At 75.2% G+C, this 13,622-nt stretch carries 10 protein-coding genes and 1 pseudogene; 6 read left to right on the top strand and 5 right to left on the bottom strand.

The window, feature by feature from the left end; genetic code table 11:
• Position 1: 1 nt before the first annotated feature.
• Together ABEB09_RS04100 and ABEB09_RS04095 are read left to right on the top strand one after the other, a co-directional pair.
• Positions 2-2,731, top strand: a complete 2,730-nt coding sequence (locus ABEB09_RS04100) for an FtsX-like permease family protein (RefSeq protein ID WP_345687177.1) — start codon at positions 2-4, stop codon at positions 2,729-2,731.
• A complete protein-coding gene (locus ABEB09_RS04095; RefSeq protein WP_345687175.1) occupies positions 2,728-3,735 on the top strand; it encodes an ABC transporter ATP-binding protein in 1,008 nt (335 codons plus the stop codon). The genes ABEB09_RS04100 and ABEB09_RS04095 overlap by 4 nt, the downstream gene beginning before the upstream one ends.
• Here the strand turns inward: ABEB09_RS04095 and ABEB09_RS04090 are convergent.
• The 3 genes and pseudogenes from ABEB09_RS04090 to ABEB09_RS04080 all read right to left on the bottom strand — a co-directional run bounded on the left by ABEB09_RS04090 (position 3,730) and on the right by ABEB09_RS04080 (position 8,888).
• On the bottom strand, positions 3,730-5,634 hold the full coding sequence (locus ABEB09_RS04090) for a M64 family metallopeptidase (protein WP_345687173.1): 1,905 nt from the start codon (positions 5,632-5,634) through the stop codon (positions 3,730-3,732). The two genes, ABEB09_RS04095 and ABEB09_RS04090, sit on opposite strands and share 6 nt — an antisense overlap.
• Before the next feature lie 77 nt (positions 5,635-5,711).
• Positions 5,712-7,055 (bottom strand): 6-phospho-beta-glucosidase, encoded by a 1,344-nt coding sequence (locus ABEB09_RS04085; protein WP_345687171.1) that lies wholly within the window; start codon positions 7,053-7,055, stop codon positions 5,712-5,714.
• Positions 7,056-7,095: 40 nt separating this feature from the next.
• Positions 7,096-8,888, bottom strand: a pseudogene (locus ABEB09_RS04080) (hydroxysqualene dehydroxylase).
• A 142-nt stretch (positions 8,889-9,030) separates the two neighbouring features.
• Here ABEB09_RS04080 and ABEB09_RS04075 point away from each other — a divergent pair.
• Positions 9,031-9,474, top strand: a complete 444-nt coding sequence (locus tag ABEB09_RS04075; protein WP_345687169.1) for a YchJ family protein — start codon at positions 9,031-9,033, stop codon at positions 9,472-9,474.
• A 13-nt stretch (positions 9,475-9,487) separates the two neighbouring features.
• Here ABEB09_RS04075 and ABEB09_RS04070 read toward each other — a convergent pair whose 3' ends face one another.
• On the bottom strand, positions 9,488-9,733 hold the full coding sequence (locus ABEB09_RS04070) for a hypothetical protein (protein ID WP_345687167.1): 246 nt from the start codon (positions 9,731-9,733) through the stop codon (positions 9,488-9,490).
• A 171-nt stretch (positions 9,734-9,904) separates the two neighbouring features.
• Between ABEB09_RS04070 and ABEB09_RS04065 the strand changes: the two genes are divergently transcribed.
• The gene (locus tag ABEB09_RS04065; protein ID WP_345687165.1) at positions 9,905-10,099 is read left to right on the top strand and encodes a hypothetical protein; all 195 of its coding nucleotides are present in this window, start codon (positions 9,905-9,907) and stop codon (positions 10,097-10,099) included.
• A gap of 64 nt (positions 10,100-10,163) precedes the next feature.
• Here the strand turns inward: ABEB09_RS04065 and ABEB09_RS04060 are convergent, their stop codons facing one another.
• Entirely contained in the window at positions 10,164-11,228 is a 1,065-nt protein-coding gene (locus ABEB09_RS04060; RefSeq protein ID WP_345687163.1) for an ATP-dependent DNA ligase, read from the bottom strand.
• A 74-nt stretch (positions 11,229-11,302) separates the two neighbouring features.
• On the opposite strand from ABEB09_RS04060, the gene ligD reads away from it, so the two are divergent.
• Positions 11,303-12,313 carry a non-homologous end-joining DNA ligase gene (ligD, locus tag ABEB09_RS04055; protein ID WP_345687161.1) on the top strand — a complete coding sequence of 337 codons (1,011 nt, stop codon included), beginning with the start codon at positions 11,303-11,305 and terminating at the stop codon, positions 12,311-12,313.
• A 478-nt stretch (positions 12,314-12,791) separates the two neighbouring features.
• A complete protein-coding gene (locus ABEB09_RS04050; RefSeq protein ID WP_345687159.1) occupies positions 12,792-13,601 on the top strand; it encodes a VOC family protein in 810 nt (269 codons plus the stop codon).
• The last annotated feature ends 21 nt before the right edge of the window (positions 13,602-13,622 follow it).

The following is a 13,622-nucleotide window of genomic DNA, read 5'->3' as shown; positions in this document are numbered from 1 at the left end:
CATGCGCGCCCACGCCTCCTGGGTCCGCGTCCGGCTGCGTGCCGCGCCCGGCCCGGCCCTCGCTCTCGCGCTGCTCGCGCTGGTCACCTCCTTCCTCGCCGCCGCCTTCCCGCGCGCCGTCGACGCCTACGAGGGCGAGGGCCTGCGCCACGAGATGCGCTCCGCGCCACCGCACCGCGGCGGCATCGAACTGAGCGCCCCCGCAGCCCCGCCCGACGGGGACGGCGTCCTCGCCGAACCGCTCGACGCCGCCCGGCTGGCGGCCCACCACCGGCGGATCCTGGCCGTCCTGCCCGCACCCCTGCGCGCCGACACCGCGCAGTCCGCCCACGGCGTCCGCACCACGGAGCCGGTCGCCGCCACCGACGACTGGCTGCCCCGGCTGGAGGGCGGCCCCACGGTGTTCACGCTTGCCGCCCACGCGGACCTCGCCCGGCACGCCCGGATCCGCTCCGGGCGGCTGCCCACGGCCGCCGACGGCGCGGTCACGCCCACGACGCCCGCCGTGGAGGCCGCCGTCACCACGGCCACCGCCCGGGCCCTCGGCATCCGTGCCGGCGCCACCGTCCACGTCCCGAAGGGCCTCGGCGGCACCCTCACCGTCACGGTCACCGGCATCGTCGACCCCGTACGGCCGGACCTGTCCTACTGGTCGTACGAACCGGTGCTGCGCACGCCTGCGCGGCTGTTCACGCCGCCGCCCGTCGTCGAGCCCTACTGGCACGGCGCCCTCCTCCTGCCCGTCGGCGCCGCGCCCGTACTGCCGTCCGTGGCACCCCGCGCCGAGGCGTACTGGCGGGTCGCGACGGACCCGGACGACCTGCGCGCCGGCGACCGGGACGGGCTCCGGAAGGCCGTGGCGTCCTTGGAGAGCGGCCCGCTGCTCGCCGGTCTCGGCACGCCGGACGTACCCGAGTCGTACGCCACGTCCGGCCTCGACGACCTCCTCGCGGACCACGACCGGTTCACCGCGGCCGTGGGGCCGGTGGTGGCCGTCGCCGCCCTCGGCGTCGGCACCGTCGCCGGGGTCGTCCTCGTGATGGCCGGGGGACTGGCCGCCGCGCACCGCCGCGCCGAACTCTCCCTGCTGCGGGCCCGGGGCGCCTCGGTGCGCGGCCTCGCGGGACTGCTGTTCGCCGAGACGGCCGTGCCCGTCCTGCCCGCCGCCGCACTCGGCTGCGCCGCCGCGTTCCTCCTCGTCCCCGAGGGGCGGCCGCTCCCCGCGCTCGCCGCGGCCGCGGCCGTCGCCCTGGTGGCCTGCGCGGCGCTGCCGCTGCACGCGGCGCGGCTGCACCGGCGGCCGCAGCCGGCCGGCGGGCGCGAGGACCCGGCCCCGGCCCGGTCCTCGCGCCGCCGGACGGTCGCCGAACTGACGCTCCTCGTCCTGGCCGCGGCGGCGGTCGCCGCGCTGCGCCGGCGGGGCACCGGCACGGGCGGCACGGACGCCCTGGTCGCCGCCGCTCCCGTACTGGTCGGGCTGATCGCCGCCCTCCTCCTCGTACGGCTGCATCCGCTGCCCCTGCGGCTCGCCGCGCGACCCGCCGCCCGGGGGCGCGGGGCGGTCGGCTTCCTCGCGCTGGCACGGGCCGGGCGGGCCCCCGCCCTCACCGCGCTGCCGCTGCTGGCGCTGGTCGTGGCGCTCGCCACGGCGGCCTTCGGCGGGTCCGTCCTGGCCGGGGTCGACGGCGCCCGCGACGCGGCCGCGCTGGCCGCCGTCGGCGCCGACGCCCGTGTCGACGCCGAGGCACTGCCGGCCGCGGTGACGGACGCCGTACGACGGGCACCGGGCGTCGAGGACGTCGCCGCCGTCCACCGCGCGCACGACCTGGACGTCGGCGAGGGAGGCGCCGAGGGCGTCACGCTCCTGGCCGTCGACCCCGACTCGTACGCCCGGCTCGCCCGCCGCACCGGTCTCGGCGCGTTCGCCGCCGACCGGCTGCGCGCCGGCTCCGGGCCGCTGCCGGCGCTCGTGTCGCCCGGCGTCGCCGCCCGGCTCGGCACGGGACAGGTCGACGTCGGCCCGCCGGACGGCCGGTTCACCGTCCGCGTGGCCCTGGTCAGGGACAGCACGCCCGGCCACGCCGTCCGCGGCGACTTCCTCGTCGTCGACGCCTCACGGCTGCCCGGCGACCGCCACCGCACCCCGACCACGCTGCTGGTCACCGGGGCCTCCACGTCGGCCACCGCCCTGCGCTCCGCGGCCCGCACGGCGGACGGCGGCGCCACCGTGACCCTGCGCTCGGCCGAGCGGGCCCGGCTCACCGACTCGCCGGTCCAGCGCGGCGCCGAGCAGGTCCACATCCTGGCCGCCGCGGCCGCCGCCGGGTACGCCGTGCTCGCGGTGCTGCTGTCGCTGCTGAGGGCCGCCCCCGAACGGACCGCGCTGCTCGCCCGGCTGCGCACCATGGGCCTGACGCGCCGTCAGGGCCGGGGGATGCTCGTGCGGGAGTCGCTGCCGCCGGCCCTCCTCGCCGCGGCGGGCGGCGCGCTGGCCGGCTGGGCCGCCATCCGGCTGCTGGCGGCCGGCCTGGACCTGGGCCCGCTGGCCCTGGGAGCCGCGCAGGGCCGCCACGGCCCGCCCGAGTCCGTACCGCTGCGCGCCGACGCGTGGAGCCTGCTGCTGCCCGCGGCGGCCGTGCTGGTGCTCACGGCGGGCGCGGCCGCCGTACAGGCCTGGGCGGCGACCCGGCGCTCCACGACGACCGACCTCAGGGCAGGAGACGCACGATGACCGAGTCCTCCACGACGCTCGACGAGCTGGAGCGCCGGGCGGCGGCCCGCCGCGACCGCCCCGCCTACGGGCACGACGCCCTGATCACCTGCGACCGCCTCGTCCGGGTCTTCTCCGCCGACGGCGTCGAGGTCCAGGCCCTGCAGGGCCTGGACCTGCTCGTCCGCGAAGGCGAACTGATGGCCCTCGTCGGGGCGTCCGGCAGCGGCAAGTCCACCCTGATGAACATCCTCGCCGGCCTCGACACGCCCACCGCCGGAGCCGCCCGGGTCGCCGGGCGGGACCTGCTCACCATGAAGGCCCGTGAACGCCTCCGCTACCGCCGCGAGGTCGTCGGCTTCGTCTGGCAGCAGACCGCCCGCAACCTGCTGCCCTACCTGACCGCCGCGCAGAACGTGGCGCTGCCCCCGCGGCTGCGCGGCCGTGCGGGCCGCCGGAACGCCGGGCGCGTCGAGGAACTGCTCGGCGTGCTGGGCGTCGCGGACTGCCGCGACCGCCGCCCGCACGAGATGTCCGGCGGGCAGCAGCAGCGCGTGGCGATCGCGGTGGCGCTCGCCAACCGCCCCGCGGTGCTGCTCGCCGACGAGCCGACCGGCGAACTGGACTCCCGGACCGCCGAGGAGATCTTCGCCGCGTTCCGCACGGTGAACGAGGAGTTCGGCACGACCGTCGTCATCGTCACCCACGACCGGGCCGTGGCCGGCGAGGTGCGCCGCACGGTCGCCATCCGCGACGGCCGCACCTCCACCGAGATCCTGCGCCACACCCGGGTCGACGAGGCGACCGGCGAGGAGTCCACCGTGGCGCGCGAGTACGCCATGCTGGACCGCGCCGGCCGCCTCCAGCTCCCCGCCGACCACGTGGACCGCCTCGGCATGCGCGACCGGGTGGTGCTGCGGCTGGAGCCGGACCACATCGGCGTATGGCCCGACGACGACCCGGCCGCGCGGGAAGCCGGGGGACCGGGAGAACCCGGGGAGGCAGGCGACCCCGGTCGCCTATGACGCGGGCCGCTCCAGCGTCACGAGGAACGTCCGCGCCGGGCCGATGTTGCCCGCGGGGTCGATCGTCCGGTACTCGACGGTGTGCGTGCCGTACTCGGGCGTCGCGTCGTCCCAGGGCACCACGCGCGGGGTGCCCAGCTTCCCGTACACGAGACCGTCGATCTCCGTGCCGCCCGGCGTGAACCGGAACGGGGCGTCCGCGTCGGTCGGCCAGCCGTAGTACGTGTACCAGCCGTCGCCGTCGACGCGGAACTGGGCGACCACATGGCCGCCGCCCTCGTCCCGCGCGGTCAGCCGCATCGTGAACGCCCCGTCGTACACGTACTCCACGGGCCGCCCCGGCACGTACACCGTGCGCAGCGGCCTGGACAGCTCGTGGGCCGCCGTCGCCGGCGTCGCGTCGACCGTCCAGCGCAGCTCCTGGTCCGTGCCCGCGATCCGCGCCGTCAGCGTGTGCGTGCCCCGGCGCAGGCCGAGCGCCGACAGGTCCAGGTCGCGGTCGTTGCCCGGGTTGGCCACCGGCTCGCCGTCCAGCCACCACCGCACGGCGTACGTCCGGTCGGCGGGGTGCGTCGTGTCCGCGTACACCACGGACCGTGCGCCGACGGGCGCGTCGGTCGCCGTGTGCCCGGTGAACCGCGCCACGACAGGCTCCGGCCGGGTCGTCAGCCGGGTGTTGACCGTCCAGGAGACGGTACGGGTCAGGGCCGCCGAGCCGCGCACCGCCGGGTCCCGCACGAACGGCGTCGGATCCGTGACCGTCGCCGTCAGGGTGTGCACGCCCGGCGCGAGGGAGAGCCGCCGCAGGTCCACCGTGCGCGAGCCGCCCGTCGCGAGCGTGCGCCCGTCCAGCCGCCACACCACGTCCAGCTCGCCGCCCAGCGGGTGCAGGGTCTCCACCCACACGGTGCGGTCCGCGCCGATCGGCGCCGCGGCCGGGGTGTGCCCCTGCACCAGGTTCACCTTCGCGGCGATCGCCCGGACCATCACCTCGCGGCCCACCTGGTCGAAGGCGTAGCCGAGCGTCTTCATGAGCGAGTGCCTGCTGGGGCGCCCCACGCCCTTCGTGCTGTACAGGCCGCCCTCGTGGCGGCCGATCACCCCGCCGGCCTCGCTCTCCTCGCCCAGCCACCGCCACCACTTGGCGCGCTGGTCCCGCATCTGCTGCTCGGTGAGGACGGTGTGGTGCGCGGAGGACGGCTCACCGCCGGTGTACGTACCGCCGGCCACGCCCCGGTTGTAGTAGTCGTACTCGTCCTGGAGCCCGCCGAGCGAGTGGCCGATCTCGTGCGGGGTGATCAGCGAGGAGAGCGCGTTGGTGCCGGACGCGGTGGCGTAGGTGCCGCCCGCCCCGCCGTACGTGGCGCTGTTGGCGAGCGCCACGATCTGCCGGTTGGCGCTCGTGGTGCCCGGCACGAGATCCGCCTGGGCGCTCGCCGCCGCGCCGTCCACGCTCAGCAGCCGCTGCACGCTGCCCGGGTTGCAGCCGCCCCAGAACCCCATGTCCAGCGGGGTGTCGCGGCGCGGCGCGTCCAGCCCCGGGTCGCAGTCGACGCCCGACTCGGGGGACGCCGTCTGCACGGCCCACACGTTGATGTACGAGCGGTACGACGCGAACGGCTCGATGCTCCACAGCACCTTGACGTGCTTGTCGACGTCCGCCCGGAACTTCGGCAGTTCCTCGGCGGTGTAGCCGTCGCCGAGGAACACCAGGTTGAACCGCCGCTCGGCCGGGCCCGTCGTCTGGACGGGCACGACGGCGGACGCCCCGGCGGGCGCCGCGCTCCCGGGGTGCTCCCGGGCGGCGGACGGGCCGGCGCCCAGCAGACCGCCCCACAGCAGGGAGGCCGCGCCGAGCAGCGCGGCCGTTCTTCGCAGACGTGCACCATGGGAAACCATGGGGCCGGAGCGTACGAGGGGCCGAACGCCCCGTAAAGACGGGAGAGTTGGCCATCCGGCCGATCCGCGGTGGGCGCTCAGCCCAGGTACGCCAGTCCCGGGTGCTCGGCCGTGTACGCGTCCAGCAGCCGCCGTGCCACGGCCACCGAGTCGACCAGCGGGTGCAGCGCGAACGCCTTCACGGCCGCCTCGCGCGACCCGCTCTCCGCCGCTGCCAGCACCTCCCGCTCGGCCGCCTTCACCGACGCCACCAGACCGGCCGCGTGGTACGGCAGCGGGTCCACCGCCACCGGGTGCGCGCCGTTCGCGTCGACGAGGCAGGGCACCTCCACCACCGCGTCCGCGTCGAGCGGCGAAAGCGTCGTGCGGTTGCGGACGTTGAGGATCAGCGCGGCCCGCTCGTCGCGTGCGACGGCCCGCATGAACGCCAGCGCCACCTGCTCGTAGCCGCCCGGCTCCAGATCCTCGGCGGCGCGCCCGCCGCTGTCGCCGGCCGCCTCCCGGTTGGCCGCCATGTACGTGGCCTCACGGTCGGCGACCGTGCGCTCCCAGGCGGCCAGGGCGCGGGAGTCCGGGCGGGCCGCCTCGGCGTAGAACCCGGCCTGCTGGTCGCGCAGGTACGCGCCCCGCGTCCGCTCCGCCTCCCGGTAGGCCCGTACCGTCTCGCGGTTGAAGTAGTAGTAGTGCAGGTACTCGTTGGGCACCGCGCCCAGCGACCGCAGCCACTCGGGCCCGAACAGCCTGCCCTCCTCGAACGACCCCAGCGCGACCGGGTCCGCGAGCAGCCCGGGCAGCAGGTCCCGCCCGTCGACGCGCAGCCCGCGCAGCCAGCCCAGGTGGTTGAGCCCCGCGTAGTCGATCCACACCCCGGCCGGGTCGGCGCCCAGCACCCGCGCCACGCGGCGGCCGAGCCCGACGGGGGAGTCGCAGATGCCGACGACCCGGTCGCCCAGCACGCCCGCCATGGCCTCGGTGACCAGACCCGCCGGATTGGTGAAGTTGATGACCCAGGCGTCAGGGGCGAGCACGGCGACCCGCCGGGCGATGTGCACGGCGACCGGGACGGTGCGCAGGCCGTACGCGATGCCGCCCGCGCCGACCGTCTCCTGGCCCAGCACGCCCTCGGCCAGCGCCACCCGCTCGTCGGCGGCCCGGCCCGCGAGGCCGCCGACGCGGATGGCCGAGAACACGAAGTCGGCCCCCCGCAGCGCCTCGTCGAGGTCCGTGGTCGTGGTGACCGCCGGCGCGTCCGTCACCCCGGCGGCCTGGTCGGCCAGGACCCGGCCGATCGCCGTGAGCCGCCCGGCGTCCACGTCGTGCAGCACCACGCGCGTGACCCGCCCCTTGGCACGGTCGGCCAGCAGCGCCCGGTACACCAGCGGTACGCGGAACCCGCCACCGCCCAGAATGGTCAGCCTCATACCCGTACGCTACTGCGCGTCCCGCCGGCGACCGGCGGCGTCACCCCAGGTCGAGCGCGTTGGGCAGGCCCATCCGGTAGCGGAACCGGTCGTGCTGCCGCAGCGCCTCGATCTCGGGTGCGCGGAACAGCGGCCGCACGGTGCAGCGTGGCGCGTCCGAACCGATTCGGTCCAGCAGCGCGTTGACGGCCTGCCGGGCCGCGGCGTTGGCGCCCTCCATGGTGGCCAGGTCGATGTCGACGGACACGTAGTCGCCGGCCAGGAAGAAGTTGGGGACGCGCGTGGCCGCCTGCGGCCGGAGGTGGAAGGTGCCCACGGGGTGGATCAGCAGCTCGTCCTCGTTGGTGGGGTGCGGGGTCCCGAGCCCGTCGACGCCCGGGTCCAGGAACCAGGAGTGCAGGGCGCTGTCCTTGAGAGCGGGGTGGCCGGTGTCGTTGAGGGCGGCCTTCAGCTGCGCCCACACCTCGCGGGCCACCTGTTCGCGGGTGCACTGCTTGGCGGTCCGCCCGTACAGGATGCCGGGCCGGTCCCACTCGGAGACGTCGACGGACAGGCAGTCCACGACCACGCCGTCGCCGTAGTCGGCGGCGAAGTCCCGGCCCGCCCAGTGGTGGGCCTGCGCGATCGCCGTCAACGACCAGGGCGAGTCGATGCAGTTGACGTGGCCGCGCACGAGCGGGGGCCGCTCGGTCAGATAGAACTGGATGCCCGTCATCCAGTCCGTCCGCAGCCGGTCGCACCGGACGAGCTGCGGGTCGGCCGCCCGCAGGGCCGGCCCCCACGTCCGCCGCGCGTGCTCGACGGGCAGCGCGGACACGTAGTGGTCGGCGGTCACCTCGTGGCGTACGCCGCCGGGGTCGTCGACCAGCGCGGCGGTGATCCGCCCTTCCCCGTACGCCATCTCGCGCAACGTCCAGCCGATCCTGAACTCGACGCCCAGGGACCGCAGATGCGCCACCCACGGGTCGATCCACGCCTCGTTCGTCGGCGCGTTGAGGATCCGGTCGGGCGGGCCGTCCGCGCCCCGGCCCAGCGCGTTGAACACGAACGCCTCGCCGAGCGTGCCGACCGTGCGGGTGCTGGCCTCCTCTGCCTTGGTGGCCACGATGTTGCGGGTGATGCCCACGGCGAGGATCCGCTGGTAGTCCTCCGACATCCGGGCCGCCCGGGTGAACTCCCACCAGGGCGTGCGCTCCCACACCTCGTCGCGGCGCTCGTCGCAGCTGGTGAGGAAGACGAGGGCGCGGTTGACGAAGTACGCCGTCTCGTGGAGGGGCAGGTGGACGGCCGTGTCCAGCAGGGCGGTGAGGGCGCGCCGGATCTCGTCGAGCGTGAGCGGCTCGGGCCGGTGCCCCGGCCAGGGGATCGGGAAGCGCAGGTCCTCGCGGCCCGTGCGGGCGAACATCATCTCGCGGGGCGCGACGAGGTTGTCGAAGACGCCGTTCGGGTTCCCGGGGAAGGGGATGCGGCGCATCGTGTCCGGCAGGTTGTGGTAGATGCCGGGATGAAGCGGAAGCCGTGCTCGGCGGGCAGCGGTCGGCGGCCGCCGCGCGCACTGCCGGGCACGTCCATGCTGCGGGCCTTGCCGCCGAGCGCCCGGCGCTCGTAGACGGTGACGCGGAAGCCACGCTCGGCCAGCTCGTGCGCGGCGGTGAGGCCGGCGACGCCACCGCCGAGGACGGCGACGGACGCCGCCCGGTCCTGCCCGGCGGGTGCGGCGCCCGGGGCCGCCCCGGTGGCCGCTTCCGGTGGGGCGGCGCCCAGGGCCCCGGCACCGGTGACGGCGGCGGCGCCCGCCATGAACGTGCGTCGCGTCGTGCCCCTGCGGTCCATGCCCACCCCTTTTTCCGGAGGTAACAGTCACGTCCGGCGCAGGAGGATAGGTGCGGTCGCGCAGCACCTGGAAGCAACGCGCGGCACCATCCGCACATTGGCTGAAACACGCCACCCGCCGGCCCCGGGCAGAATGATCCCCATGTCCCGACGCACGTCCCGCTCACCGAAGCCCGCCGCACCATCCGCCCCCGCCGTCCGGCCCGACGGCCCCTGCCCCTGCGGGCTGCCCGCCGCGTACGGCGCCTGCTGCGGCCGCTTCCACTCCGGCGCCGCGGCCGCGCCCACCGCCGAGCTGCTGATGCGCTCCCGCTACGCCGCCTTCGTCGTCCGCGACGAGCCGTACCTGCTGCGCACCTGGGCGGCCGCCACCCGCCCGCGCACCGTCGACTTCGACCCGGCCATGCGCTGGACCGGCCTGGAGATCCACGACACCACGGACGGCACCCTCTTCCACACCACGGGCACCGTCACCTTCACCGCCCGCTACACGCACGGGGGCGAGCCGGGCGCCCTCCACGAGCGCAGCCGCTTCACGCGGGAGGACGGCGCCTGGGTCTACGTGGACGGCGACATCACCGACTAGCCGGCGCCGCGCGTCAGTGGTGCAGGACCAGACCCGGGTTGTACGCCGCGAGGATCTTGTTCGCCCTGGCCAGCGTCGCCAGCGCGTGCTCCCGGTCCGCCTGGTCCTCCGCGCACATGGGGCCACGGAACCGGCGCACCTCACGCGCGGCGCACTCGGCGTCGATCTCCGCCTGCAGGACGCCCATCGGCATGCAGGACCCGATCAGGGCGGCGACGCGGTCGGGGATCGGGACGGGGATGAGACGCGACACGGTCACGTGAGGTCCTTTACTGCTGTCCTGCTTGTGGCAGGCGTCCGGGTGCTGGGTGTACCTCACCATGGTGACGGCTCCCGCATGGCGGTTTTCCCCCGGGTCCGTATCCGTCCTGCAACCGTTTCGCGTGTACGCCACGCGACGGGGTACCCGGTCGGCCCGGAGGTGATCGCCATGCCCGAACCCGGCAGCAAGAAGTACGACATCCACCGCGCCCGCATGCGCAAGAACGCCGAGGACCGCGGCCTCTCCGACCAGCAGGCCAACGAGGAGGCCAACGCCGAACTCCAGAACGAGCGGCAGTGGCGCTCGCGGGGACCCCGCACCGAACGCGGCCGAGGTCCCAAGGGGGAGCGGCGCGGCGAGTGACCGACACCACAGCGCGCGGCGAATGACACCGGCACCGTGACGCCCCACGCGGGGCGTCACGGTCTCACGGTCCCGACAGCACCTGTTCCAGGTCGTACGAGACCGGCTCCTCCAGCTGGGCGTAGCCGCAGCTCTCCGGCGTCCGGTCCGGGCGCCACCTGCGGAACTGCGCCGTGTGGCGGAACCGGTCGCCCTCCATGTGGTCGTACGCCACCTCGCACACCCGCTCCGGGCGCAGCGCCACCCACGACAGGTCCTTCTTCCCCGACCAGCGGCTCGGCGCCCCCGGCAGCCGGGCGCTCTCGTGCGCGGCCGCGTCCGCCCACGCCGCCCACGGGTGGCCGTCCGGCGGGTCCATGCGCAGCGGCTCCAACTCCTCCACCAGCTCGGCGCGGCGCCGCTCCGAGAACGCGGCGCACACGCCGACGTGGTGCAGGGTGCCCTTCTCGTCGTACAGGCCCAGCAGCAGCGAACCGACCACGGGGCCGCTCTTGTGGAAGCGGTACCCGGCCACGACCACGTCCGCCGTCCGCTCGTGCTTGACCTTGTACATCAGCCGCGCGTCCGGCACGTACTTCAGGTCCAGCGGCTTGGCGATCACGCCGTCGAGCCCGGCGCCCTCGTACTGCTCGAACCACCCCCGCGCCACCTCGATGTCGGTCGTCGCGGGCGCCACGTGGACCGGCGGCTCCACGCCCGTCAGCGCCCGCTCCAGGGCCTCCCGCCGCTCCACCAGCGGCGTGTTCATCAGCGAGGTGTCACCGAGGGCCAGCAGGTCGAACGCGATGAACCGGGACGGCGTCCGCTCCGCCAGCATCCGCACCCGCGACTCCGCCGGGTGGATGCGTTCCGTCAGCCGGTCGAAGTCCAGCCGCCCCTCGTGGACGATCACGATCTCCCCGTCCACCACGCAGCGCTCCGGCAGGCGCTCCCGCAGGGCGTCGGCCAGCTCGGGGAAGTACCGGGTCAGCGGCTTGCCCGTGCGGCTGCCGATCACCACGTCGGCGCCGTCCCGGTGCACGATCGCACGGAAGCCGTCCCACTTCGCCTCGTACTGCATCCCGGGCGGGATGGTCTTGACGCTCTTGGCGAGCATCGGCTTCACGGGCGGCATCACCGGGAGATCCATGGCACGATTCTGCGCACGATCCCGGCGATCCGCCCGATATGCGCAGTCTGCGGTGTCCGCCTACCGTGGCGGCTATGGGAAACGCGGTGGAGCTGGAGGCCGGCGGACGGACCGTGCGCCTGAGCAATCCCGACAAGGTGTACTTCCCCGAGCGCGGCTTCACGAAGCTGGACGTCGCCCGCTACTTCCTCGCCGTCGGCGACGGCATCACCCGGGCACTGCGTGACCGGCCCACCACCCTGGAACGTTTCCCCGACGGCGTCGACGGCGAGTCGTTCTTCCAGAAGCGCGCCCCGAAGAACCTCCCCGACTGGATCTCCACCGCGCACATCGCCTTCCCCAGCGGCCGCTCCGCCGACGAGATCCGCCCCACGGAGGTCGCCGCCGTCCTGTGGGCCGCCAACCTCGGCACCCTCACCTTCCACCCCTGGCCCGTACGCGGCGACGCCACCGACCACCCCGACGAACTGCGCATCGACCTCGACCCCCAGCCCGGCACCGACTTCGAGGACGCCGTCCGCGCCGCCCACGAACTGCGCGCCCTCCTCGACGAGCACGGGCTGCGCGGCTGGCCCAAGACCTCCGGCGGCCGCGGCCTGCACGTCTACGTGCCCATCGAGCCGCGCTGGACCTTCACCGGGGTGCGCCGCGCCGCCATCGCCCTGGGCCGCGCGCTCGAACGCCGCATGCCCGGCCGGGTGACCACGGCCTGGTGGAAGGAGCAGCGCGGCGAGCGCATCTTCTTCGACTACAACCAGACCGCCCGCGACCGCACCATCGCCTCCGCCTACTCCCTGCGCCCCAGGCCCCACGCCCCCGTCTCCGCCCCGCTGCACTGGGACGAGCTGGACCACGTCGAGCCCCGCGACTTCGACCTGGCCACCATGCCCGTGCGGTTCGCCGACCACGGCGACGTGCACGCCGACATGGACGACCACGCCTTCGGCCTGGAGAGCCTGCTGGAGCTGGCCGACCGCGACGAGCGCGACCACGGGCTGGGCGACCTGCCGTACCCGCCGGACTACCCCAAGATGCCGGGCGAGCCCAAGCGGGTCCAGCCAAGCCGCGCCAAGAAGGCCGACTAGACCAGGGCGACCTGCCCGACCGCTTCCCTGCGGCTCGCGCCGCCGCCCGCTGTTCCGTCGTTGTGGGCTGGCGCCGCCGGTACCGCCGTTCCTCGTTGTGGGCAGTCGTTCCGCAGGGCGGAACGGGTGGGCACAACGAGGAACGGCCCCCCGGCCTGAGGGCCCACCCCCTGCGCGCCACGGCGGTGGGTGGGTCCGGGGGTGGACCGGGGGTCACGTGCTCAGATTGGCTCGTGCGGGGCCTTGAGAGCGAAGCGTCCCAGCACCGCCAATCCTGCGCGCGCGACCCCCGGTCCACCCCCGTCCCGTCGTCGGGCGACGCACGGCCGGTGGGGGGTGGGGTAGGTGGGACCACCCGCCCGTGGGCGGCTCACCGCCGGTGGGGGAGGGCTGGACCGGGATGGGGGTTCTGCGGGTGCGGTGCCCGCAGGAGTGCAGGAGACTCGGGTGGGCACCGTACGCGCTGAAGGAGCACTCCATGCTCACCACCCGCTTCGTCACCGGCTCCCCCAACTGGGTCGACCTCGGCACCTCCGACCTCGAAGGGGCCCGGGCCTTCTACGGGGGCCTCTTCGGCTGGACCTTCGCGTCGGCCGGGCCCGAGGCCGGGGGGTACGGGATGTTCCAGCTGGACGGCCGTACCGTCGCGGGCGCGATGACGGTGACGCCGGACCAGGGACCCTCCGCCTGGACCGTCTACTTCCAGTGCCCGGACGCCGACGAGACCGTCACGGCCGTCCGCTCCGGCGGCGGGGACGTCGTGTTCGAGCCCATGGACGTGTTCGACCTCGGCCGTATGGCGATCTTCACGGACCCGACCGGCGCCCGCTTCGCCGTATGGCAGCCCGCCGCCAACAAGGGCCTGGACACGGTGGGCGAGCCGAACACCCTGGTCTGGGTGGAGCTGTACACGCCCGACCCGGTCACGGACCTCGGGTTCTACGACATGGTCTTCGGTATGGAGGCGCACACCATGCCCATGCCGGAGGGCAGCGGCGGCGCGTACACCATGCTCCAGCCGGCGGGTTCGGGCACGGCGGCCACGGAGGCGGCGTTCGGCGGGGTCGTGCCCCTCGCGGACGATCCCGTCGAGTCGGCGTCCGGGCCCTCGTGGGTGCCGTACTTCGAGGTGGCCGACGCGGACGCGACCGTCGCGGAGGCGGAACGCCTCGGCGGCACGGTCCGGCTGGCGCCCACGGAGATCCCCGGCGTGGGCCGCTTCGCCAAGCTCACCGACCCGTACGGCGCCCGGTTCGCCGTGATCAAGAGCGTTCCGCCGCAGACCTGACGCGGTCACGGGACACGCCGG

Source organism: Streptomyces coeruleoprunus, assembly GCF_039542925.1.
Classification (GTDB): Bacteria; Actinomycetota; Actinomycetes; order Streptomycetales; family Streptomycetaceae; genus Streptomyces; species Streptomyces coeruleoprunus.
This window is presented reverse-complemented; position numbering and strand designations above follow the sequence as displayed.

Coding starts and splice junctions, on each gene's coding strand:
- ABEB09_RS04100 (WP_345687177.1), top strand. CDS start 2: ATGCGCGCCCACGCCTCCTGGGTCCGCGTCCGGCTGCGTGCCGCGCCC.
- ABEB09_RS04095 (WP_345687175.1), top strand. CDS start 2,728: ATGACCGAGTCCTCCACGACGCTCGACGAGCTGGAGCGCCGGGCGGCG.
- ABEB09_RS04090 (WP_345687173.1), bottom strand. CDS start 5,634: ATGGTTTCCCATGGTGCACGTCTGCGAAGAACGGCCGCGCTGCTCGGC.
- ABEB09_RS04085 (WP_345687171.1), bottom strand. CDS start 7,055: ATGAGGCTGACCATTCTGGGCGGTGGCGGGTTCCGCGTACCGCTGGTG.
- ABEB09_RS04075 (WP_345687169.1), top strand. CDS start 9,031: ATGTCCCGACGCACGTCCCGCTCACCGAAGCCCGCCGCACCATCCGCC.
- ABEB09_RS04065 (WP_345687165.1), top strand. CDS start 9,905: ATGCCCGAACCCGGCAGCAAGAAGTACGACATCCACCGCGCCCGCATG.
- ABEB09_RS04060 (WP_345687163.1), bottom strand. CDS start 11,228: ATGGATCTCCCGGTGATGCCGCCCGTGAAGCCGATGCTCGCCAAGAGC.
- ligD (WP_345687161.1), top strand. CDS start 11,303: ATGGGAAACGCGGTGGAGCTGGAGGCCGGCGGACGGACCGTGCGCCTG.
- ABEB09_RS04050 (WP_345687159.1), top strand. CDS start 12,792: ATGCTCACCACCCGCTTCGTCACCGGCTCCCCCAACTGGGTCGACCTC.